Origin of the sequence: Myxococcus sp. AB025B (assembly GCF_006518215.1) — a bacterium.
Classification (GTDB): domain Bacteria; phylum Myxococcota; class Myxococcia; order Myxococcales; family Myxococcaceae; genus Myxococcus; species Myxococcus fulvus.
Window position 1 is genome coordinate 1 of record NZ_SRLW01000174.1, and the last position, 21141, is coordinate 21141.

20 protein-coding genes and 1 rRNA gene are annotated in these 21141 nt (G+C 69.3%); 15 read left to right on the plus strand and 6 right to left on the minus strand.

Annotated features, from left to right (window positions below; genetic code table 11):
- Nucleotides 1–100: ribosomal RNA gene (rrf, locus tag FL311_RS26180) — 5S ribosomal RNA — on the plus strand; the annotation flags it as partial.
- A 71-nt stretch (nt 101–171) separates the two neighbouring features.
- Here rrf and FL311_RS45335 read toward each other — a convergent pair.
- Complete coding sequence (locus tag FL311_RS45335) at nt 172–1059, minus strand: SRPBCC family protein (protein WP_228557086.1); 888 nt, start codon at nt 1057–1059, stop codon at nt 172–174.
- Entirely contained in the window at nt 1056–1415 is a 360-nt protein-coding gene (locus tag FL311_RS26190) for a helix-turn-helix transcriptional regulator (protein ID WP_141329086.1), read from the minus strand. Before FL311_RS26190 ends, FL311_RS45335 begins: the two co-directional genes overlap by 4 nt.
- A gap of 199 nt (nt 1416–1614) precedes the next feature.
- Here FL311_RS26190 and FL311_RS26195 point away from each other — a divergent pair, with 199 nt between their 5' ends.
- From FL311_RS26195 to FL311_RS26225, 7 genes are all read left to right on the plus strand, one after another.
- Nucleotides 1615–2742 carry an outer membrane beta-barrel protein gene (locus tag FL311_RS26195; RefSeq protein ID WP_141329088.1) on the plus strand — a complete coding sequence of 376 codons (1128 nt, stop codon included), beginning with the start codon at nt 1615–1617 and terminating at the stop codon, nt 2740–2742.
- Between the two features lie 203 nt (nt 2743–2945).
- The gene (gene kdpF, locus FL311_RS26200) at nt 2946–3035 is read left to right on the plus strand and encodes a K(+)-transporting ATPase subunit F (protein WP_074948251.1); all 90 of its coding nucleotides are present in this window, start codon (nt 2946–2948) and stop codon (nt 3033–3035) included.
- Nucleotides 3036–3047: 12 nt separating this feature from the next.
- Nucleotides 3048–4766 carry a potassium-transporting ATPase subunit KdpA gene (gene kdpA / locus FL311_RS26205; RefSeq protein ID WP_141329090.1) on the plus strand — a complete coding sequence of 573 codons (1719 nt, stop codon included), beginning with the start codon at nt 3048–3050 and terminating at the stop codon, nt 4764–4766.
- A 3-nt stretch (nt 4767–4769) separates the two neighbouring features.
- Nucleotides 4770–6830 carry a potassium-transporting ATPase subunit KdpB gene (kdpB, locus tag FL311_RS26210; protein ID WP_141329092.1) on the plus strand — a complete coding sequence of 687 codons (2061 nt, stop codon included), beginning with the start codon at nt 4770–4772 and terminating at the stop codon, nt 6828–6830.
- A 12-nt stretch (nt 6831–6842) separates the two neighbouring features.
- Nucleotides 6843–7499, plus strand: a complete 657-nt coding sequence (kdpC, locus tag FL311_RS26215) for a potassium-transporting ATPase subunit KdpC (RefSeq protein WP_141329094.1) — start codon at nt 6843–6845, stop codon at nt 7497–7499.
- Between the two features lie 817 nt (nt 7500–8316).
- Nucleotides 8317–9483: a sensor protein KdpD gene (locus tag FL311_RS26220; RefSeq protein ID WP_141329096.1), complete on the plus strand. Its 1167-nt coding sequence runs from the start codon at nt 8317–8319 to the stop codon at nt 9481–9483.
- Nucleotides 9480–11309 carry an ATP-binding protein gene (locus FL311_RS26225; RefSeq protein WP_141329098.1) on the plus strand — a complete coding sequence of 610 codons (1830 nt, stop codon included), beginning with the start codon at nt 9480–9482 and terminating at the stop codon, nt 11307–11309. The genes FL311_RS26220 and FL311_RS26225 overlap by 4 nt, the downstream gene beginning before the upstream one ends.
- A 112-nt stretch (nt 11310–11421) precedes the next feature.
- On the opposite strand, the gene FL311_RS26230 is transcribed toward FL311_RS26225, so the two are convergent.
- Nucleotides 11422–11886 (minus strand): hemerythrin domain-containing protein, encoded by a 465-nt coding sequence (locus FL311_RS26230; protein ID WP_141329100.1) that lies wholly within the window; start codon nt 11884–11886, stop codon nt 11422–11424.
- A gap of 347 nt (nt 11887–12233) precedes the next feature.
- On the opposite strand from FL311_RS26230, the gene FL311_RS26235 reads away from it, so the two are divergent.
- The gene (locus tag FL311_RS26235) at nt 12234–13961 is read left to right on the plus strand and encodes a hypothetical protein (RefSeq protein ID WP_153882703.1); all 1728 of its coding nucleotides are present in this window, start codon (nt 12234–12236) and stop codon (nt 13959–13961) included.
- A gap of 281 nt (nt 13962–14242) precedes the next feature.
- On the opposite strand, the gene FL311_RS26240 is transcribed toward FL311_RS26235, so the two are convergent.
- Nucleotides 14243–15595, minus strand: coding sequence for a sigma-54 dependent transcriptional regulator (locus tag FL311_RS26240; protein WP_194869368.1), 1353 nt, complete (start codon nt 15593–15595; stop codon nt 14243–14245).
- A gap of 251 nt (nt 15596–15846) precedes the next feature.
- On the opposite strand from FL311_RS26240, the gene FL311_RS26245 reads away from it, so the two are divergent.
- The 5 genes from FL311_RS26245 to FL311_RS26265 all read left to right on the plus strand — a co-directional run bounded on the left by FL311_RS26245 (nt 15847) and on the right by FL311_RS26265 (nt 18944).
- Nucleotides 15847–16209, plus strand: coding sequence for a hypothetical protein (locus FL311_RS26245; RefSeq protein ID WP_141329108.1), 363 nt, complete (start codon nt 15847–15849; stop codon nt 16207–16209).
- Nucleotides 16210–16517: 308 nt separating this feature from the next.
- Nucleotides 16518–16874, plus strand: coding sequence for a hypothetical protein (locus tag FL311_RS26250; protein ID WP_141329110.1), 357 nt, complete (start codon nt 16518–16520; stop codon nt 16872–16874).
- A 416-nt stretch (nt 16875–17290) separates the two neighbouring features.
- A complete protein-coding gene (locus FL311_RS26255; RefSeq protein ID WP_141329112.1) occupies nt 17291–17644 on the plus strand; it encodes a hypothetical protein in 354 nt (117 codons plus the stop codon).
- Nucleotides 17645–17691: 47 nt separating this feature from the next.
- Nucleotides 17692–18186 (plus strand): PTS sugar transporter subunit IIA, encoded by a 495-nt coding sequence (locus tag FL311_RS26260; protein ID WP_141329114.1) that lies wholly within the window; start codon nt 17692–17694, stop codon nt 18184–18186.
- 260 nt (nt 18187–18446) lie between these two features.
- Nucleotides 18447–18944: a PTS sugar transporter subunit IIA gene (locus tag FL311_RS26265; RefSeq protein ID WP_141329116.1), complete on the plus strand. Its 498-nt coding sequence runs from the start codon at nt 18447–18449 to the stop codon at nt 18942–18944.
- Nucleotides 18945–18949: 5 nt separating this feature from the next.
- Here the strand turns inward: FL311_RS26265 and FL311_RS26270 are convergent, their stop codons facing one another.
- Nucleotides 18950–19396 (minus strand): hypothetical protein, encoded by a 447-nt coding sequence (locus FL311_RS26270; protein ID WP_141329118.1) that lies wholly within the window; start codon nt 19394–19396, stop codon nt 18950–18952.
- The gene (locus tag FL311_RS26275) at nt 19393–19851 is read right to left on the minus strand and encodes a hypothetical protein (RefSeq protein ID WP_228557087.1); all 459 of its coding nucleotides are present in this window, start codon (nt 19849–19851) and stop codon (nt 19393–19395) included. The genes FL311_RS26270 and FL311_RS26275 overlap by 4 nt, the downstream gene beginning before the upstream one ends.
- Nucleotides 19852–20190: 339 nt before the next feature.
- Here FL311_RS26275 and FL311_RS26280 point away from each other — a divergent pair.
- A partial coding sequence (locus tag FL311_RS26280; protein ID WP_141329122.1) for a trans-acting enoyl reductase family protein occupies nt 20191–21141 on the plus strand: 951 nt, incomplete at its 3' end.

Sequence of the window (21141 nt, forward strand, 5' to 3'; positions counted from 1 at the left end):
AGGGGTCACACCCGTTCCCATCCCGAACACGGAAGTTAAGCCCTCCAGAGCCGATGGTACTCCGCGGGAAACCGCGTGGGAGAGTAGGTCGCTGCCGGATTCTTTTTGAGAAGCCCTCGTCGCCTCGTGCGACGGGGGCTTTTCTTTTTTCCTCACTGCCCTCGACGCGCTTCACCGCGTGGCGAGGAGCTCGGCGAGGCGATCGAAGTTCTGCTCATTGGCTTCCTCGACGAAGCCGCGGACCTTCTCGACCTCCTCCTTCGACTCGAAGCGCATTCGCCAGGTGAGGCGCGTCTTGGGCCCCTCGTCCGCGAAATCGAGGCGCATCTCGAAGTGGTGTGACTCCTGGAGGTGTCGGAAGACGATCCGCTCCCCGGGGACCACCTGCGTGAACTCCTTGTGCATGGTGTATCGGGCTCCATCGGGACCCTGCATCACGAAGCGCCACTGACCTCCTGGGCGGAGCTCAAACACCTCGAAGGTGTTCGTCGAGCCCTTCGGCCCCCACCACCGCGACAGTTGCTCCGGGTCGCTGAATGCCTGGTACAGCCGGTCTCGGGAAGTATCGAAGCGCCGAGAGGACACGATGTCTCGGGACTCCTCGAGCACCCGCCCCAGCCTGTCGAAGTGTTCCGCCGTGCCTCCCTCACGTGAGCGCATCCCATCCTCACCGTCGAGGAAGGTGGCTTGCTCGGTGAACACCATCCTCGTCCCACCTGTCTTCGTCGCGTGCAGCTCCACCGTGGCCAGTGACACGGACAGGTGCTTGTCGCCCACGTGCATGTCGTAGGCGTAGACCAGTCGCTCGTCAGGGATGATGGAGTGGTAGCGCGCGGTGAAGACACTCGCGTGGCGCCCCTCGAACTGTCCGTGGAGCAGTTCCGTTCCGCCCACTCGGAAGTCGAGCTCACGCTTCACGAGGCGCCACCGCTCAGGCGGACCGATGAACCACTGGGCCTTCATCTCCACGTCGGCCCAGGCCGCGAAGACCCGGGCAGGAGAGGCTTTGTACGTGCGCTCGATGCTGAATGTGCCGTGAACGGCGGGACGTGTCTTCATGAGCTGCCCTTCTTTCGGCGGGAAGGCGTGGGGGACTCGGGGCCATCCAGCAACTCGCCCAAGCGGTCGAAGCGGCGCTCCCACAGGCCGCGCCGCGCGGAAATCCAGTCCTCGGCCACGCGCAGCCCCTCTGGCTGGAGGTGACAGGAGCGCACACGCCCGACCTTCTCCGTGCGCACCAGGCCGCTCTCCTCGAGCACCTGGAGGTGCTGAACGACCGCCGCGAGGGTGATGTCGAGCGGCTTCGCCAGGTCGCTGACCGACAACGAACCCTGACTCAGGCGCTCGACAATGGCTCTCCGCGTGGAGTCACCCAGCGCTTGGAACACCCGGTCTACGGCGCCATGGTTTAGCATGGGCTTAAGTATGGGCTGAGTGCCCCAACTGTCAAGCCGTGGCTTAAGTGTTCGGTGCGGGCTTCAAGCTGCACGGCGACTGCGGGGTCATCGTGCAGGCTGCAATGCGCGCGGCGGCCAGCGCTGCCCAACCCCGCGATAGTCCTACGGATTCGTCAGAGGGTGGGTGGTACGCGCGGTGCTCATTGGATGGGCACCCATGCTGTCCATCGACTCCACTCAGCTGCTTCTCTCCCTGCTCCTCCGGCAGGCCGATGCCTCCCTGCCTGCTGCCGACCCCACGGCCAACGACTCGGCGGCGACCCGCTTCCTCTCCCGGGTCCAGCCCGAGGGCGGCGTCGATGTCTACGTCGCCCACAACTTCAACCGCCCCGCGAACAAGGCGAGCTTCCTCCCTGCCACCGGCACGTCCGCCAAGCGCGATGGCGAGGCGTCCATCAACCTGGCCTCCCTGGGGCTGAGCGCCGAGCCCGCTCCCGTGGGCTTCAAGGTGCTCCTGGGCTTCGGAACGGGGGCGGAGGTGGTGCACTCGGCGGAGCCCGAGGGTGTCGCCTCTGGACCTGCTGCGTGGCGCTACGTCCAACAGGCGTCCGTGTCCTTCGCCACGGGGCCGCTGACCCTGGAGGCGGGGCTGTATCCCAGCCACATCGGGCTCGAGTCGTTCCAATCCCAGCTCAACTGGACGTACACCCGCTCGTGGATGGGCGAGTACTCGCCCTATTACCAGACGGGCATCAAGGGGACCTGGGCCTTCGACCCGGCGTGGAGCGCGCAGCTTCAAGTCCTCAATGGCTGGCAGACCGTGGGTGACAACAACCGCGGGCTCGCCGTGGGCACTCAAGTGGCCTACGCGGGCGAGCGCCTCTCCGCTGCCCTCAACACCTTCATCGGCGAGGAGGGCGACACGGGCGAAGAGGGGCTGCGCCTCTTCGCGGACGCGGTGGCGACGTTTCGTGTCCTGCCCTCGCTGTGGCTCGCCGCGACCGCGGATGTGGGGACACAGCGTCTTCCCTCGGGAACTCGCGCGAACTGGTACGCGGCGGGGCTCAATGCCCGGGTGCTGCTCGCGGAGCCCGTGGCGCTCGCCGCGCGTGTCGAGGCCTACCGGGATGCCGATGGCTTGATGACCGGCGTCGCGCAGACCTTGTCGAGCGGCACCGTCACGCTCGAGGTGAAGCCCGCGGAGCAGCTCACCCTCAAGCTGGAGGCGCGGCATGACCGCTCGACGGAGGCGGTGTTCGCGGGCCGCGCCACGGCCGATGACGGCTCGCCCGTGCCGAAGGACACCGAGGCGCTCGTCGTGCTCGGCGCCACCGCCTTCTTCTGATGTGCCCCCGGAGACCTTCCATGGATTTCGTCCTCGTCCTCGTCGCCGTCGGATTCTTCACCCTCGCGCCTGGCTACACCCATGGCTGTGAACGGCTCTGAGCGCACCCTGCTCGCTTTCGTGCACCCCGCCGGATGCTCCTTCGCGCCGTGCACTTCGCTCAGGCGCAGCTCCACTCCACGCCTCACCCGGAGTCCCCCCTCATGACCTTCGAATACGCCGCCGGCGCCGTGCTCGCCGTCCTGCTCACCGTCTACCTCGTCCATGCCCTGCTCCGTCCCGAGCGCTTCTGAGGGCCCTCTCCAATGACTCTCATCGGCTGGCTGCAAGTCCTGTTGTTCTTCGCCCTCCTGCTCGCGCTGACGAAGCCGCTGGGTGTCTACCTCTTCCGTGTCTTCGAGTCCGAGGCGCGTCCGTTGCCCCGGCTGCTCGGCCCCGTGGAGCGGGGGTTGTTGCGCCTGAGTGGCGCGAGCGAGCGACGTGAGCAGACCTGGGTGGAGTACTGCGGGGCCCTGCTGGCCTTCAGCCTGGTGAGCCTGCTCATCCTCTACACCCTCCAGCGGGCGCAACACCTGCTGCCCTTCAATCCCCAGAAGCTCGGCGCCGTGGGGCCCGAGCTCGCCTTCAACACGGCCGCCAGCTTCGTCACCAATACCAACTGGCAGTCCTACGCCGGTGAGTCCACCCTGAGCTACCTCACGCAGATGGCGGGCCTGGCGTGGCAGAACTTCGTCTCCGCCGCCGCAGGGCTCGGAGTGGCGCTGGCGCTCGCTCGCGGCTTCACCCGACGTCCGGGGCCCGAGGGCTCGAAGACGCTCGGCAACTTCTGGGTCGACCTGGTGCGCGGCACGCTCTACGTGCTGCTGCCCCTGTGCTTCGTCGTCGCCCTGTTCTTCGTCTCGCAGGGGGTGCTGCAGAACCTCGCTCCCTATCACTCGCTGACGACGCTCGAGGGCGGGACGCAGACGCTCGCGATGGGACCGGTGGCCTCGCAGGAGGCCATCAAGATGCTCGGCACCAACGGCGGTGGCTTCTTCAACGCCAACAGCGCCCACCCGTTCGAGAACCCGACGCCGCTCACCAACCTGGTGCAGATGCTTCTCATCTTCTCCATCCCGTCGGCGCTCACGTACACCTACGGGAAGATGACCGGCGACACGAAGCAGGGCTGGGCCCTCTTCGCCGCCATGTCGTTCCTGTTCTTCGTGGGAGTGCTCGCCGCCTACTCCGCCGAGGCCCAGCCCAACGCCGCCGTGTCCGCCGCGCAGGTGGCCCACGTTGGCAATATGGAGGGCAAGGAGGCGCGCTTCGGCACCGCCGCGTCCACGCTCTTCGCCGTCGTCACCACCGATGCCTCGTGCGGCGCCGTCAATGCCATGCATGACAGCTTCAATCCGCTGGGGGGACTCGTGCCGCTCGTCAACATGCAGCTGGGCGAGGTCATCTTCGGCGGCGTGGGCGCGGGCCTCTACGGCATCCTCATCATGGTCGTGCTCTCCGTCTTCATCGCCGGACTGATGGTGGGCCGCACCCCCGAGTACCTGGGCAAGAAGATCGAGGCCCGGGAGATGAAGCTCGCGATGCTCTACGTGCTCATCTTCCCGCTGTTCATCCTCGGGTTGTCCGCCGTGGCGGCCGTGCTCCCCCAGGGGGTGTCCTCGCTCAACAACGCGGGCCCTCATGGCCTGTCGGAAATCCTCTACGCGTTCACCAGCGGCACGGCCAACAACGGCAGCGCGTTCGCGGGACTCAACGCGAACACCCCGTTCTGGAACATCTCACTGGGGCTGGCCATGCTCGGCGGGCGCTTCCTGATGATTGTCCCCGCGCTCGCCATCGCCGGCTCCATGGTGGGCAAGAAGGTGGTGCCCGCGGGGCCCGGCACCTTCCCGACGAATGGCGTCCTCTTCACCGGCCTCCTGGTGAGCATCGTCGTCATCGTCGGCGCGCTCACCTTCTTCCCCGCCCTCTCCCTGGGCCCCATCGTCGAGCACTTCCTCGCCGGGGCCGGAAAGGTCTACTGAGCCATGAGTCCCTCGTCCTCGAAGCCCGCGTCACTCTTCGACGCGTCACTGCTCAAGCCCGCGCTGCTCGACAGCCTCAAGAAGCTCCACCCCCGGGATGTGGCTCGCAACCCCGTCATGTTCGTGGTGTGGGCCGGCAGCCTGCTCACCACCGTGCTGGTGGTGAAGGACCTCGTGTCGCCGCGCACCGACGGCGCGCCCCTCTGGTTCACCGTGTCCGTGGCCCTGTGGCTGTGGTTCACCGTCCTCTTCGCCAACTTCGCCGAAGCGGTCGCCGAGGGGCGCGGCAAGGCCCAGGCGGGGGCCCTGCGCAAGATGCGCAAGGACACCACCGCGCGCCGTCTCTCCGAGGGGCGCGAGGAGCGGGTGCCCGCGCCTGACTTGCGCAAGGGCGACCTGGTCGTCTGCGAGGCTGGAGACCTCATCCCGGGCGACGGCGAGGTGGTGGAGGGCATCGCCAGCGTGGATGAGTCCGCCATCACCGGCGAGTCCGCGCCCGTCATCCGTGAGTCCGGCGGTGACCGCTCCGCGGTGACCGGCGGCACCAAGGTGCTGTCGGACCGCATCGTCGTGCGCATCGCCGTCAACCCGGGCGAGTCCTTCCTCGACCGCATGATTGGTCTGGTCGAGGGCGCGGCCCGGCAGAAGACGCCCAATGAAGTCGCGCTGCACATCCTCCTCGTCGGGCTCACGGTGGTGTTCCTGCTGGCGTGCGTGTCGCTGGTGCCGCTCGCGCTCTACTCGGGTGTGCCGCTGTCGGGCACCGCCGTGGTGGCGCTCCTCGTGTGCCTCATCCCCACCACGATTGGCGGACTGCTGAGCGCCATCGGCATCGCCGGGATGGACCGCCTGTTGCGCAAGAACGTCCTCGCCATGAGCGGCCGAGCCGTCGAGGCGGCGGGTGACGTGGACACGCTGCTGCTCGACAAGACGGGCACGATTACACTCGGCAACCGCATGGCCACGGAGCTGCTGCCCATGCCCGGCGTGCGCCTGGAGGAGCTGGCCGAGGCCGCTCAGCTCGCGAGCCTGGCCGATGAGACGCCCGAGGGACGCTCCATCGTCACGCTGGTCAAGGACACCTACAAGCTGCGTCCTCGCGAGCTTTCGGCGCACCAGGCGACGTTCGTTCCCTTCACCGCGCAGACGCGGATGAGCGGGTGTGACCTGGTGGAACCTCACGCGCGCAGCATCCGCAAGGGCGCGGTGGATGCCATCGTCAAGCATGTGCAGGGGCAGGGCGGCCCGGTGCCTTCCGAGCTGGCGCTGGCCTCGGGGCGTATCGGAGACGCGGGCGGGACGCCGCTGGCTGTCGCGGAGGGCTCGCGACTGCTCGGCATCATCCACTTGAAGGACGTGGTGAAGGGCGGCATCCGCGAGCGCTTCGACCGCTTCCGCGCCATGGGCATCCGCACGGTGATGATCACGGGCGACAACCCTCGCACCGCCGCGGCGATTGCTCGTGAGGCCGGCGTGGATGACTTCCTCGCGGAGGCGACTCCCGAGGCCAAGCTCGCGCTCATCCGTACCGAGCAGGCCAAGGGCAAGCTGGTGGCGATGACGGGCGATGGCACCAACGACGCTCCCGCGCTCGCTCAGGCCGATGTCGGCGTGGCGATGAACACCGGCACCCAGGCGGCGAAGGAGGCGGGGAACATGGTCGACCTCGACTCCAATCCGACCAAGCTGCTGGAGGTCGTGGAGGTGGGAAAGCAGCTCCTGATGACTCGGGGCACGCTGACCACGTTCTCCATCGCCAATGACGTGGCGAAGTACTTCGCCATCCTGCCAGCGCTGTTCATGGGGGTGTTCCCCCAGATTGCTCCGCTCAACGTCATGGGGCTGACGTCGCCCTTCAGCGCCATCCTCGCCGCCGTCATCTTCAACGCGCTCATCATCATCGCGCTCATTCCCCTGGCGCTGCGCGGCGTGCGCTACCGGCCGCTCGGCGCGGCGGCGCTCCTGCGGCGCAGCCTGCTCATCTACGGGCTTGGCGGCGTCATCGTTCCCTTCGTCGGTATCAAGGCCCTCGACGTGCTGCTCACGGCCGTCGGACTCGCTTGAGGACTGGTCATCATGGTCTCCACTCTCGTTACCGCGCTTCGTGTTGGTGTCGTCACCCTGGTGCTCACGGGCTTGCTGTATCCCCTCGCTGTCACCGGCGTGGCCTCGTTGCTCTTCCCCTCCGAGGCTCAGGGCTCCCTCGTGAAGGACGAGCAGGGCCGTGTCGTGGGGAGCTCCCTCATCGGTCAGGGGTTCACTCGCGCGGACTACTTCCAGCCGCGCCCCTCGGCCGCCGGGAGTGGCTACGACGCGGCCGCGTCCTCGGGGAGCAACCTGGGGCCCACTTCGCAGAAGCTCCGGGAGCGTGTCTTGGCCGAGGCCTGGCGGCTGCGTCGTGAGAATCCGGATGCGCAGGGCGCTGTGCCCGCGGAGTTGGTCACCACGTCCGCGTCCGGGCTGGACCCGCACCTGTCGCCGGAGGCGGTGCGGTGGCAGGTGCCTCGTGTCGCGAAGGCTCGCGGCGTGGCTCCGGAGCGCGTGCTGGCCGTGGTGGGTTCGCATGTGGAGGGGCGCACCTTCGGCGTGCTTGGCGAGCCTCGGGTGAATGTGCTGTTGCTGAACCTCGCGCTGGACCGACAGTTCGGTCGTCCGGCCGTCGAGCCCGGGGTCCCGATGGGTGGCGCGGTGGCTCCATCCGCCACGCCTACCCGGGGCGCGGGCAGCCCGTGAGGGTTGGGTGGTCAGCCGTGAAGCCGAGGCTCGTGGCCGGCCGATGGCACGGGCCTCGTCCTCGCGCGGCTTCTCGGCCGCGGCCGGAGGGCTTCGTCTTGGGATGCCAGCCGGATAGGGACGGCCCTTCAGGGCTTGGCCGTCTCATTCGCGCCCGCGTGGTGTCTGTGCCCCCTGGTGGGCGGCGAGGACGCTTCAGGCTCGCGCCTGGGGCGCTCGGCACAGGCGTTCTCGTATCGCCGTCGAGAGTCGAGGACGTCCGACATCATGGTGTGGCGGCTCTCGGCGGGCGTTGCGCCCGTCATCGAGAGTTAAGGACATTCCAATGTCATGAGGCGAGGGCTCTCGACGGCGTTGCGGCCGTTGTCGAGAGTCGAGGGCGCTGGACATCATGGTGCGGCAGCTATCGACGGGCGGTGCGCTCGTCTTCGAGATTCGAGGATGTTCGACATCATGGCGCGGCGGTTCTCGACGAGCATTGCGTCGTCGTCGAGAGTCGAGGACGTTCAAGAACATCGCGCTGGAACCGTCGAGGGGCGTTGCGTCGTCGTCGAGAGTCGAGGACGTTCAAGAACATCGCGCTGGAACCGTCGAGGGGCGTTGCGTCGTCGAGAGTCGAGGACGTTCAAGAACATCGCGCAGGAGGCGTCGAGGGGCGTTGCGTCGTTGTCGAGAGTCGTGGACGTTCGTTGTCATGGCGGCGAACGCCGTCGTGTCGCGTTGGCGAGTCGAGGTCCTTCGACCTTCATGGGCTGGAGCTGATGAACCCTGACCTGTCCAGGTCTGTGATTTTCTTGCCGCGCTCCGAGGTCACCGAATGACCACTCGTCGCTCTCGCGCGGAGGACTTCCTGGAGTTGGTCGAGCGCGGACGGCGCGGTCGGCTCAAGCTCTACATCGGCTTCGCGGCCGGCGTCGGCAAGACGTACCGCATGCTCGAAGAGGCCCATGCGCTGAAGCGGCGCGGCGTGGACGTGGTGCTCGGCTTCGTGGAGACCCACGGACGCAAGGAGACCGAGGCCCTGGTCGCTGGACTCGAGGCCGTGCCTCGCAAGACGTACTCCTATCGCGACGTCCTCGTCGAGGAGATGGACCTGGAGGCGGTCCTCGCTCGCAAGCCCCAGGTCGCCGTCGTCGACGAGCTGGCTCACACCAACCTCCCCCTGTGCCGACATCGCAAACGCTACCAGGATGTCCAGGCGCTCCTCGACGCGGGCATCAACGTCATCGGCGCCTTCAACGTGCAACACCTCGAGAGCCTCAATGACCTGGTGGAACGCACCACCGGCGTCGTCGTCCGCGAGACGCTGCCCGACAGCTTCCTCAAGGGCGCCGACCAGGTCGTGAACCTGGACCTCGCCGTGGAAGACCTCCACGAACGACTCAAGGCCGGGAAGATCTACGCCGAGGACAAGGTGCCCCATGCCCTGGAGCGCTTCTTCACCGGCGAGAACCTGTCCACCCTTCGCGAGCTCGCCCTCCGCGAGGTCGCAGAGAGCCTGGACCGCGCCACCTCCGGACTGTCCTCCCGCTCCGGCGATGACGAACCCCGCAAGGGCGCGTCCTGGGGCCGGGTGCTGGTGGCCATGTCCAGCCATCCTCCTCGCGCCGCCACCCTGCTGCGCCGTGGCTCTCGCATGGCCGGCCGGCTGAACACGGACTGGTTCGTCGTCTATGTCGAGACGCCTCGCGAGGCGCCCCACCTCATCGACGCCGAGGCGCAACGCCACCTGCTGGCCAACATCGAGAAGGCTCGCGAGCTGGGCGCCGAGGTGGTTCGTCTTCGCTCGAAGGACCCCGTCGAGGCCATCCTCGACTTCGCCCGCTCCCATGGCGTCGGCCACATCATGGTGGGCCGCTCGCACCAGCCCTGGTGGAAGCGCGCGCTGGGCCGCGCCGCGGATGTGCGGCTGCTCCGTGAAGGCGAGGGCTTCGACGTCCATGTCGTCGCCTTCGAGCCCTCCTCCGAGGAGAAACGTCCATGACCCTGCGGATGCGATTGCTGCTGGCGCAGGCGCCCCTCGCGCTCGCGCTCGCGCTGGTGGGCCTGGTCGCCGTCATCACCCTGGCCCGCTTGGGGCGCTCCGGTCAGCGCATCCTCCAGGACAACTACCGCAGCGTCCTGGCCGCCCAGCGGATGACCGAGCAACTGGAGCGCATGGACAGCGCCGCCCTCTTCATCGTCTCCGGTGAGCGCGAGCGGGGACAGGTTCAGCAGGCCTCTCAGCGCCAGGTCCTGGAGGCCGAGCTGCGCCTGCAGGAGGGCAACGTCACCGAGCCCGGTGAAGCCGAGTCCACCCGCCGGCTGCGCGCGGGCTGGGAGCGCTATGTCACCGCTTATGACGTGTTCCTCTCGTTGTCGTCTCCCGAGGAGCTGAAGGCGGAGTACTTCCGGAACATCGAGCCCGCGTTCCGCGAGGTGAAGGACGCGGCCGCCGCTGTCCTGGCGCTCAATCAGGACGCGATGGTGCACAAGAGCGAGGCGCTGCGTCGGCAGAGCGACCGGGTGAACACGCTGATGGTGCTCGCGGTGCTCATCGCGTTCGCGCTGGGCTTGTTCGCCTCCACGTCCCTCACGCATCGCGCGCTGCGGCCCGTATCCGTGCTGTCCCAGGCCGTGCAGCGGCTGGGGCGCGGGGACTACGCCGTGCGCGCCACGGTGGAGGGCTCGGATGAAATCGCTCGGCTGGGCGAGGACTTCAACTCCATGGCCGCCGCGCTCCAGCAGTACCGCCAGAGCAGCCTGGGAGAGCTGCTCCAGGCCCAGGCCGCGTCCCAGGCCGCCATCGACAGCCTCCCTGACCCGGTCGTCGTATTCGGCGCGGATGGCGGGCTGCTCAACGTCAACCGCTCGGCCGAGGACGTGCTCAAGCTGGGACTCGAGGGGGGTGGGGATGTGCTCGGGCGCGTGGTGCCGGAGGCTCGCGACGTGCTGGAGCGCGTGCGGGGACACGTGCTCGGAGGCAAGGGCGCCTATCAGCCTCGGGGCTACGAAGAGGCGGTGCGTGTGCCGCTCACCGAGGGCGACCGGTGGCTCCTGCCTCGCGCCAGCCCCGTGTACGGTGAGACGGGCGAGGTGGTGGGCGCCACGGTGATTCTCCAGGACGTGACGCGGCTGCGCCGGTTCGATGAGCTGAAGAACGACCTGGTGGCCACCGTGGCCCATGAGTTCCGCACGCCCCTCACATCCCTGCGCATGGCCGTGCACCTGGTGGCCGAGGGCATGGTGGGGCCCGTGACGGAGAAACAGGCGGACCTGCTCTTCGCGGCGCGCGAGGATTGTGAGCGGTTGCAGGGCATCGTCGATGACCTGCTCGATTTGTCTCGCATCCAGGCGGGACAGCTCCGGCTCGAAGTCCGCCGCGTGTCCGCCGAGGAGTTGGTGCAGGCGGCGCTCGACTCGCAGCGCTCGGCGGCGGAGGAGCGTGGGGTGCGGCTGTCCCGGCTCGTGGGGCTGGAGGTGGAGACCGTGGACGTGGACCCGGAGCGGATGGGGCTCGTGCTCGGCAACCTGGTGGGCAATGGCGTGAAGCACACTCCCGCGGGGGGCGAGGTGGAGGTGCGGGTGGCTCGTGATGGCACGCGCGTCCGCTTCGAGGTTCGCGACACGGGGGAGGGCATCGCCCTGGAGCAACAGGCGCGCATCTTCGAGAAGTTCTATCGCGCGCCTGGGGCTCCCGCGGGCGGCGCGGGGCTCGGGCTGTCCATCGTGAAGGAGATCGTCCAGGCCCATGGCGGGGAGGTGGGCGTCATCAGCGCGCCTGGGCGGGGAAGTACGTTCTGGTTCACCCTGCCGGGGCAGGCCTCGTGAGGTGACGCGCGGTCCAGCTCCCGAGGCAGGAGGGAACGACACGGGTGTGTCTGGCCTGCCTCGAGAGCGGAGAGGGGCGCCGACGGCCCCGTGGGGGAATGCGCGTCCGCCGCTACACCGTGGCGCCGCCCCAGTCCTTCATCTCCTCGCGACGAATCCTCGAGGCCTCTCGGACCAGGTCCTTGCACGACATGCCGAGCTCCTTCTCGGTGACGTTCTTCGCCACCTGCGGAAGGATGTTCTTCTCCTCGTCCGCGACGTGCCGTTTGACGACCTTCTCCAGCGCGTCCACCTTCATCTTCACCGCGTTCATGTCGTCGCGCAGCCGCACGATGTCGCCCAGGAGCTTCGTCATCTCCTGGTGCTCCTCCTCCGCGTGCTGGATCTTCTCGTCGCCCACCACGCGCGTGGCCTTCGGATAGACCCAGCGCTCCTCGATGGTGCTGTGCAGCATCAGCGCCTCCGCGAGCTGGATGCAGAGCTCCTTGCGGCTCGTGTCGTCCGAGGCGTTGCGGAACGCGAGGAACAGCGCGTCGACTTCGCGGTGCTGCTGAATCAACAGGTCGATGACGTCCACGGGTGCAGTCCTTTCAGTGGGGTCGCTCCTCAACGGTCCGCACCGCTCCGGACCCCGGCAATCACTCGCCACGCCGTGCACGCTCCCTTGTCCCAGCCTTCGCGCGGAGGAGGGCAGGGGAGCGCTCCACTCGGGGGCGATGGTCTGGCGGCCGCACTCTGAGTCCGGGCAGGACTGGAAATCACGCGGGATGCCCGAATTCTTGAAAACTGACGAAACTTCCGCCGCCCGCCCGGGAGAATGGGGGAGCAGGACGCATTTCCCCCACCCCAACCCAGTGAACCCGGCAGGGTCCGCGCCGCTGCGTGAGGCGTGTGCGGATGCCGGACCACAACCAGGACCCCCCCATGGGAATCGGCAGCATCATCGGTGGCGCGGCGGAGGCCGCCCGGCGAGCAGCGGAAGCGGCGAAGCGCGCGGCGGAGGCGGCGGCGAAGAAGGCCGCGGAGGCGGCGGCGAAGAAGGCCGCGGAGGCGGCGGCGAAGGCGAAGCAGGCGAAGGAGCAGATCGAATCGGTCGCCAAGAACCGCACGCAGGACGTCTTCGAGCGGGGCGAGGGGCTGGTCGAGGGCGCTCGCGACCTGAAGCAGCAGGTGCGCGAGACCGCGGGCGACGTCTTCGAGGGCGTGAAGTCCACGGCGGGCAGCGCCCTGCGTGACACCGTGCAGAAGGCGGGCCCCGTGCTCGACACGGCGACGGACATCGCGGCGGGCGGGCTCGACAAGCTGGGGCAGGCCATCCAGGACGCGCCAGCGCCCAACCCGCTGCAGGGCCTCACCCAGGACATCGCCGGTGGCGTCCTCCAGGGCGCGGCGGACGTGGTCCGGGACCCGGTGGAGACCGCGGGCGAAATCAAGCAGGCGCTGAGCCTCAACCATCAGGTCGACCAGCTCAAGCCGGGCGAGAGCGTCTCCGTGGGGCTCAACGGTGAGGCGGATGTCTCCGGTGTCGGCGTCACCGCCAAGGGCGACCTGGCCGTCAGCCGCAGCGCCGAGGAGGGCGGTGGCTACACCGTCTCCGTGAGCGGAGAGGTGGGCGCGGGCGTCATCGCGAAGCTGGGCGCGAAGGGCGCCGCGGACGCGAGCGCCAGTGCCTTCGCCACGGCCGGCGCCAAGGTGGAGTTCCAGTTCGACACCGCGGAGGAGGCCAAGCGCGCGACGAAGATCATCGCGGCCTCGGCCGCCACGGCGGGGGCCTCGGCGAGCAACCCGCTGCTCGGCCAGGGCGTGAACCAGGTGCTGGGAGATCCGCTGTCGGACCTCGCGGGCCTGGGCGACAAGGTGAGCGCGGTGGAGTTCCAGCTGGGCGCGGAGGCGAGCGTCTCGGGTGAGCTGGGCATGAAGGGCCTGCCGGAGGTGCTCAGCGCGGGCGCGAGCGCGGGCGTGAGCGCCAATCAGGGCACCACGGCGCGCATCGAGATGGAGAACGGCCAGCCGAAGTCGCTGAAGCTCACGCAGTCGCTGGAGATTTCGGGCAACGCGGGCGCGAGCGCGGGCCTGGGGATTCCGAGCCAGGGCGAGGGTGGCACCAGCGCGTCACTGCCGACGAATGCCTCCGCGGGAGTCCAGGGCTCGCTGAAGGTGGAGCTGGAGCAGAGCATCGACCTGCCCGAGAACTTCAACCCGGCCGACTTCCTCAAGGACCCGAAGGGCACCGCGCGCGAGGTGGGCCAGACGGCCCTCCAGACGCACGAGGCGAAGCTGACGCTCACCGACTCGCGCCAGGGGTCGGCGCAGGCGCTCGGTCTGGGCGGGAGCGCGGGTCGCGAGGTGAAGGCGGAGATCAGCGGCAACCTCCAGGACATCGCCCGCAGCGGCGCGTTCAGCAGCATCGCGAACGGCGACGTGGGCCAGGCGGTGACGCAGCTTCGCGACAAGGTCGACATCAAGGCCACCGTGCAGGACAAGACCACGGTGAACGGAGACATCGGCGTCGGCGTGCACGCGGGCGTGGGCGGTGGCGAGGTGGGGCTCACCACCGAGCGCACCCACGTGGGCGAGGAGCGCGAGCTCAACGCCGCGCAGCTCGCGGAGCTGTACCTGACGCAGCGCTGGTCCGCGGGCATCCCGGGCTGACGCGCAACGCCGGGCGCGTGGGGTGCGCGCGCCCGGTGTCCCGTCTCACGGAAGGCCGGAGGCGCACGGTCGCGCCCGGTGTGGCGTTGGCTCATGCTCGAGCGTCGCCATGGGAGGAGCGCGGCCGGGCGTGGTTCGCGCGTCCGGTGTCCCGTCTGGCGGGATGCTCGACCTGGCGTCGGCTCGTGCTCGGGCGCCTCAGGTGACGGGGACTCGTGCCCCTGGTCACCGTCCCGTGCGCGACCTGTCCATCTTCCGCGAGACACGGGCTGCCCGTGGGCTCAGCTGTCTGCCTTGCCTCCGGATTCGTACTTCTTCCGCTTGCGCCACAGCGTGGACGCGTCGATGCCGAGCACCTTCGCGGCCTCGTCCAGCGTGGGCGCGGAGGCCATGACCCGCAGCGTGTGCTCGCGCTCCACCTCCTCCAGCGTGTGCGGCCCGCCCAGCGCCACCACCGTGCCCGCCGCCGCGGCGATGCGGTCCGGGAACGCCTGCGGCTCCAGGACTCCCGCGGGCCACACGATGAGCGCCCGCTCGATGGCGTTTCTCAGCTCACGCACGTTGCCCGGCCATGGGTACGCGAGCAGCATCTGCTCCGTCGCGGGCGACAGCTCCGGCGTCACCGGCCGCTGTCCTGTCCTCGCGAAGAACGCCACGAAGCGCCTCGCCAACGCGAGCAGGTCCTCGGGCCGCTCACGCAGCGAGGGCAGCTTCACCTCGATGACGTTGAGCCGGTAGAACAGGTCCTCGCGGAACCGTCCCTCCGCCACGTCCTTCTCCAGGTCCCGGTTCGTCGCCGCCACCACCCGCACGTCCGCCTTGCGCGTGCGGCCTTCTCCCAGCCGCTCGAACTGCTTCTCCTGGAGGAAGCGCAAGAGCTGCGCCTGGAGCGACGGGCTCATCTCCGCGATTTCATCCAGGAACAGCGTGCCGCCCTCCGCCTGCTCCACGCGGCCGGGCTGGTCCTTCACCGCTCCCGTGAAGGCGCCTCGCACGTGGCCGAACAGCTCGCTCGCCAGGAGTTGCTCCGACAACGTCGGACAGTTCACCGTGACGAAGGGCCTGCGCCTGCGCACGCTCATCGAGTGCAGGGCTCGCGCGAGCACGCCCTTGCCCGTGCCGCTCTCTCCTCGCAGCAGCACCGCCGCGTCGGAGGTCGCCGCTCGCGACACCAGCCCTATCGCCGCGTGCATCACGGGAGAGGCGGTGTCCAGCGTGGCCTCCGGCACCGCCTGCGCGAGCTGTCCCTCGAGGCTCTCCAACTGCGAGGACAGCGCCCGGTGCTCCCGTGAGCGGTCCAGCACGTGCCTTATCTGCGCGGGCGTGAAGGGCTTGGGCAGGTAGTCGCGCGCGCCCCGGCGCACCGCCTCCACCGCCGTGTCGAACGTCGCGTACGCGGTGATGAGCACCACGTCCAGGTTCGGTGACTCCGCGAGCAGGCGGGGCAGCAGGTCCAGGCCACTCGCGGTCCCCAGCTTCAGGTCGACGAACGCCAGGTCCGCGGGCCCCTGGGCGAGCGCCGCCAGCGCCGCCTCCGGCGTGGCTGCCTCTCGCACCTCGCAGCCGAAGCCCTCCAGGCAGACCCGCAGCGTGTGGCGGATGTTGCGCTCGTCGTCCACCACCAGCACCCGCATCGGCCGCTCGCCGGAAACCGGGGTCGGCTCCATCCGTGCATCCATGCGTCAATTCTAAGTGCATCGGCCGCGCCCGGCCGTGTCTCGTTGGGGCTCGTGAGTCGTGTCGGGGACTTCCGCGCACCGCACCGTGCGATGCGCAACCCCAGGGCCGCTCCCGTCGTGCAGGCTGCAACCCGGGCCGCCACTTCTTCACACCGGCGACAACGAATCCTGGCCCAGCCCCCCTCATTCCGGTGGAACATGGGGCCATGGGTCCGAACGGGAACGAGGGGGAAGAGGAGAACATCTTCACCCGGGACAGGGCGCCCACCCGCAGCCAGAAGCGCGTCCGCCAGACGGTGACGCTGGGCATCGTCGTGCTGGTGCTCGCCGGGGTGTGGGCCTACCTCCAGGGCGGAGAGAATCGCGCCCTGAACGCCTTGTCCCCCGCGCAGCGCGAGGCGCTCTTCCAGGAGACTCGCGACGACTTCCGCCTGCTGTGCATGGGCGACGCCGGCCCCAAGCTCCTCAAGCGCTGCCAGAAGCAGGCGGAGTTCCTCACGCGCTTCTCCGAGTGCGACGACGCATGCCGACAGGAGCTCGCGCCCATGCTGCAACAGGCTGTGCGCTGAAGGGCGCTTCGCTTCCTCGGCGGAGTGCATCGGCCCTCGCGCTGCGTGTCGGGCTCCCGTGGGGTGCTCCAGTTGGGTCTGCTCCGCGCGCACCTTCTGGCTGGCGTGTGGTGTGACGTTCCCGGTGGGTGGGAATTGTCCGCGGTCATGACGCGCACGCCTGGCGGGGCGCGTGTTGCCCTTGCGCGATGCACGGCTTTCCGCGCGCCTGCTTGCCGGATGCAAGGGGCCGTGGACCTCGGTGACGGGTGCCCTGCTCGGAGGTGGCCTCGTGCCCTGTCGGCACGGGGTTTGCCCCTGGGGAGCCCATGCGTCCCGAGCTCCGTCTGGTCCCTGACTCCACTCCCCAGGCCCCCTCGGCGCCGCCCTCCCTGGCGAGCCCCTGGTGGAGGGACCTGCTCTGCATCCTCGCGCTGGGGGCCTCCCTGGCGCTCGTCGTGGGTTGGTTGGGCTCGGAGCGCCGGGCCGTGCTGTCCCTGGAGCCCGATGAGCGCGCCCTCGTGTTCCAGGAGTCGTGGGACGGCTTCCAGCAGCTGTGCTCCGCGCCCTCTCCGCCCGGCCTGATTCCTCGCTGCCGCGAGCAGGCCCGCTTCCTCCTGCTGTTCCCCGAGTGCCAGGGGGCCTGTCAGGAGCAGGCCCGGCTGCATGGTCGGGCCCTTCGCTGACCGCGGTCCCCCAGCGCGGCTCGAACACGCTTCCAGTCCGCGACTCCGGAGCCCCTCGTCTTCGCTACAGCGGCTCGACGCTCCGGTGAGCTCCTCCCACGGAATTCCGCCCTCGTGCCGCGGCTGGCATGCGTCCCCGACGTCGCGAGCGCCCTGGAGCGTCACGTCCCTCGTGGGCGCCGGGCGCGGTTTGCAGTCATCGCGGTCGGAGCGGGATGACACGGCGCTCGGACGGGGACCTCGCGTGTCGCGAGGCTCGGTGGCCCTCGAGGTTGCGGTCTGCACGGTGGGGCCGGGCTCGCTCGGGGAAAAGTGGCCGGATTCCGGGCGTCTGGTGGTGGGGGTGGTCGGCACGGTGGATGCGATGGAGGTGCCTCGTGCCGGGCGATGTGCGGCCCGGTCCTTGGGAGGACTTCATGGTGCTGCGTCGATTCGTGAGGTCGATGGTTCGTGGGGAGGCTCGGCGTGAGCCTGGCCTGTTGCTCGGGGAGGCGCCGCTCAAGGCGGTGCGTCTGCTGGGCGCGGAGCGGCTGGCCGAGGCGCGTGGGCGTGCGGAGCATGCCTTGAAGGGGGCTCGGCGGTGCTCGTGCTGCCGAGGGTTGCTGGAGCATCTGCATGACCGGATTGGCTCCACGTTGTTCCTGGATGATGACCCGGAGCAGCTCGCGCGGGCGTTCGACGCGGAGGAGCGCGATGGGTTCACGGCTCGCGTGCTGGCGGCGTGCATCGTCCTGTCGGGTCGCGAGCGGGTGGCGGCTCCGGCGCTCTGAGGTTCACGGTGGTGGGCCCGGGACTGCTCGGGCCGTGGGAGGTCGTCATGTTGAGGTGGACCGAGTTCCTGGAGGTCGAGGCCATCCGTCCGTCGCTGCGGGCGTGGGAGCGGGTGGGCGTGCTGCACGAGCTGGCGGGGATGATGGCGGATGAGGCGGGAGTGCCTGCTCGCGAGCTCGCCGTGCACCTGCTGGCGCGGGAGCAGCTCGGCTCGACGGCGATGGAGGGCGGCGTGGCGGTGCCGCACTGTCGACATGCTCGCGCCGGACGCATCGTGACGTGTCTGGGCATCCATCGGGGCGGGCTGGCCTTCGGTGAGCCCGAGGATGGACTGGTGCGCATCTACGTGGGCCTGGTGTCGCCGCCGGATACCGGGGGCCTGCACCTCAACGTGCTCTCCCGCATCGCCACGTTGCTGCATGACGCGCGTGTTCGTGACGCGCTGATGGCGGCGGCCTCTCCGGCGGCGGTTCGCGCGCTGCTGGTTCGCGCGGAGGAGGCGGTGCTCCCGCTTCGCGGTGAAGTGGCCGTGGCGCGCTGAGTCGTGCCCTCGGAGGCGAGGCTGTTGTTGCTCGCGTGGCAGCGCGTCTCGTGACTCGCGCTTGTTCGGGTGTCGCGAGTCCTGGTTTGGGCGCGCCCTGAGAACCTGAGAGGAGCGGGGTGGCTCGGACCTGGTCCGGAAAAACGCGAGAGAAGTGTGTAGTGGGCTCGAAGAATTCGCGGGGAGGGATGCGGATTCGCGAGCGCGGATGCATCTCTGCGCCGACTCGGGCGGTGGCGGCTTGCCCGAGGAGGTGCGGCATGTTGCGGTGGACGGATTTCCTGGAGGTCGACGCGGTCCGCCTGTCGTTGGAGGCGCGAGAGCGGGTGGGCGTGGTGCACGAACTGGCGGGGCTGATGGCGGCCCGCGCTCGGGTGCCCGCGAAGGAGCTGGCGGAGCACCTGCTGGCGCGCGAGCGACTCGGCTCGACGGCGATGGCGGGGGGCGTGGCGGTGCCGCACTGCCGGCTGGTCGGTGTGCCGCGCATCGTCACGTGCGTGGGGATTCATCCGGAGGGCCTGGACTTCGGCGAGGCCAACGGCGGGCGCGTGCGCGTCTTCGTGGGGATGGTGTCGCCGCCGGACCCCGCGGGCCTGCACCTCAACGTGCTCGCGCGCATCGGCGCGCTCTTGCGCAACGCGAGGCTGCGTGAGGCGCTGCTCACCGCGCCGTCTCCGGCGGCCTTGCGCGCGCTGCTGGTCTGCGTGGAGGACGCGCACGTGAGCCAGCGCTCCGAGGTCGCCGTGGCGCGGTGGTGAGGCGCTCAGCGCGCTTCGAGAATCTGTCCCTGTCCATCGACGGCGTAGACGGCGCCCCCATCCAGGATGGGGACGTCCAGCCCGCATCGGTCGAGGACTGGTGAGAATCGGACGAAGTACAGGTCCTCGTTCGCCTGGAGGATGAACGTCTCGTAGGTGCTTCGACGAGACAGGCACTCCTCCACGCGTGGGTCGGTGCCGCGCCCCGAGGGCCTGCCTCCTGGGGGGAGAAAGTCCCGCAGGGCCGCATCCATGGCCACCGCCATGGGCCCCGTCAGGTGAAGGCCCGTCGCGAACGAGTCAGGAAAGTCGAGTTCGCGGCGCTGCTCAGGCGGTGCCCATCGAGCCTTCTCCTGCTTGTGATAGCCGAAGTAGGAGCAACCGCTGAGCGTCCCCGCGAGGGTGACGCCGAGAAGCGTCCGGTACATGGCGGTCGTCGATGGCGTCTTCATGGCAGCCAGTCCTGGCCCTCGAACATCTTGAGGTCTCCCCATTCTCCCTCCACCTTGCCGATGGGAACCCATGTTCCATCGCGCAGGGCGGAGACGACACGGGTCGCGTAGTTATAGCGATAGGTCGTGCAGTTCCCGTCCCATTCCTTGAAGAACACCAACAGCTCCCGGTCCCAGGTGCGTCCGGTGACGGAGTCATGGAAGCGAGAGGGGCCTTGAGGAGACCACCCGGGAGGGCGGCCAGAGCCCAGGTCCTCGGCGGAGAACTGGCGATTGTGGGGATGGTTGTGCCCCGGCCCCAGGAGCAGCACATCGCCCTGCGTCGGAGCGTCGAGGGCGCGAGGAACCTCGCAGTACTTCCTTCCGCTGGCCCTGTTGCCGCCCACGTCGGACAGGTAGCTGATGAAGTACTTCCCCTCTTCCTTCACGTAGTACCAGAGGACGCAGTACTCCATGCCCTGTCTGCCCGTCGCGGCTCCGGGTTGCGCCGTCACGAGCTCACAGGCGTTTCGGGCCAGCTCCTCCTGCGTGTCGAATGGACCCGCCGCCGGGCCATCGACGACCAGGATGCCGTCAGCGCGGCGCGTGACGCGAACCCAGGGATTGGGGCTCGTGCATCCCACGAGGAGAAGCCCAAGGGACAGCAAGACGGTCCAGCGAGGTGGTCGCCGCATCGGGCCTCCTTGCTGCTCGGAAGGTCTCTGCGAGGGAAGTGTTGAGGGCGTTGACAGATAGCAGGTCAGCCCGACACGCCGGGCCTCCCGACGCGGCGCGTCCTGGTAGCGTCGCCAGCCGTGACGACGACCTCGACCACCTCGCCTCGCTGGCTGTTGTATGGCGCCTCCGGCTACACCGGCCGCCTCATCGCGGAGGAGGCCGTGCGCCGCGGCCACCGCCCCGTGCTGTCCGGCCGCTCCCGCGAGAAGCTCGCGCCCTTGGCGGAGCTGCTCGGTCTGGAGGTCCGCCCCGCGTCGCTCGACGACCCACGCCAGCTGGCCGCCGCCATGGACGGCCTGCCGCTCGTGCTCCACGCCGCCGGCCCCTTCGTCCACACCAGCGAGCCCATGCGCCTGGCGTGTCTCGCCGCCGGCACCCACTACCTGGACATCACCGGCGAGATTCCCGTCTTCGAGGACTCCTTCCGCCACGACGCCGACGCCAAGGCCCGCGGCGTCTCGTTCATGTCCGGCGTCGGCTTCGACGTTGTCCCCACCGACTGTCTGGCCCGCTACGTCGGCGAGCAGGTCCCTGGCGCCACCGAGCTCGACATCGCCATCGCCGCCGTCTCCCAGGCCAGCGCCGGCACCACCAAGTCCGCCCTCATCCAAATCCCCGAGGGCGGCAAGGTCCGCCGCAACGGCCAGCTCGAGCCCTACCCCATGGGCCACGGCGCCCGCCGCGTGCGCTTCAGCGACCGCGAGCGCTCCGTCATGCCCATCCCCTGGGGTGACCTCTCCACCGCGTTCCACACCACCGGCATCCCCAACATCACGACGTACATGGCCTTCCCCGCCAACAGCGCCCGCGTCCTGCGGTGGACCCACCCCATCCTCCGCCGCGCCCTGAAGCTCGGCCCCATCCGCGATGGCCTGATGAAGCTCGTCGACGCTCGCGTGAAGGGCCCTGGGGCGGACCTGCGCACGTCCAGCCGCTCGTACGTCTGGGCCCAGGCCCGCGCCCCGGATGGCCGCGCCGCCCAGGCCTGGCTGGAGGTCGCCGAGGGCTACCTCTTCACCGCCCGTTCC

Excerpts from the sequence above, each read along its gene's own strand:
- FL311_RS26275 (WP_228557087.1), bottom strand. The coding sequence starts at position 19,851 with ATGGAGTACTGCGTCCTCTGGTACTACGTGAAGGAAGAGGGGAAGTAC.
- FL311_RS26245 (WP_141329108.1), top strand. The coding sequence starts at position 15,847 with ATGGGTCCGAACGGGAACGAGGGGGAAGAGGAGAACATCTTCACCCGG.
- FL311_RS26220 (WP_141329096.1), top strand. The coding sequence starts at position 8,317 with ATGACCACTCGTCGCTCTCGCGCGGAGGACTTCCTGGAGTTGGTCGAG.
- FL311_RS26260 (WP_141329114.1), top strand. The coding sequence starts at position 17,692 with ATGTTGAGGTGGACCGAGTTCCTGGAGGTCGAGGCCATCCGTCCGTCG.
- FL311_RS26255 (WP_141329112.1), top strand. The coding sequence starts at position 17,291 with ATGGTGCTGCGTCGATTCGTGAGGTCGATGGTTCGTGGGGAGGCTCGG.
- kdpF (WP_074948251.1), top strand. The coding sequence starts at position 2,946 with ATGACCTTCGAATACGCCGCCGGCGCCGTGCTCGCCGTCCTGCTCACC.
- FL311_RS26265 (WP_141329116.1), top strand. The coding sequence starts at position 18,447 with ATGTTGCGGTGGACGGATTTCCTGGAGGTCGACGCGGTCCGCCTGTCG.
- FL311_RS26235 (WP_153882703.1), top strand. The coding sequence starts at position 12,234 with ATGGGAATCGGCAGCATCATCGGTGGCGCGGCGGAGGCCGCCCGGCGA.
- FL311_RS26240 (WP_194869368.1), bottom strand. The coding sequence starts at position 15,595 with ATGCGGGTGCTGGTGGTGGACGACGAGCGCAACATCCGCCACACGCTG.
- kdpC (WP_141329094.1), top strand. The coding sequence starts at position 6,843 with ATGGTCTCCACTCTCGTTACCGCGCTTCGTGTTGGTGTCGTCACCCTG.
- FL311_RS26270 (WP_141329118.1), bottom strand. The coding sequence starts at position 19,396 with ATGAAGACGCCATCGACGACCGCCATGTACCGGACGCTTCTCGGCGTC.
- kdpB (WP_141329092.1), top strand. The coding sequence starts at position 4,770 with ATGAGTCCCTCGTCCTCGAAGCCCGCGTCACTCTTCGACGCGTCACTG.
- FL311_RS45335 (WP_228557086.1), bottom strand. The coding sequence starts at position 1,059 with ATGAAGACACGTCCCGCCGTTCACGGCACATTCAGCATCGAGCGCACG.
- FL311_RS26195 (WP_141329088.1), top strand. The coding sequence starts at position 1,615 with ATGCTGTCCATCGACTCCACTCAGCTGCTTCTCTCCCTGCTCCTCCGG.
- FL311_RS26250 (WP_141329110.1), top strand. The coding sequence starts at position 16,518 with ATGCGTCCCGAGCTCCGTCTGGTCCCTGACTCCACTCCCCAGGCCCCC.
- FL311_RS26190 (WP_141329086.1), bottom strand. The coding sequence starts at position 1,415 with ATGCTAAACCATGGCGCCGTAGACCGGGTGTTCCAAGCGCTGGGTGAC.
- kdpA (WP_141329090.1), top strand. The coding sequence starts at position 3,048 with ATGACTCTCATCGGCTGGCTGCAAGTCCTGTTGTTCTTCGCCCTCCTG.
- FL311_RS26225 (WP_141329098.1), top strand. The coding sequence starts at position 9,480 with ATGACCCTGCGGATGCGATTGCTGCTGGCGCAGGCGCCCCTCGCGCTC.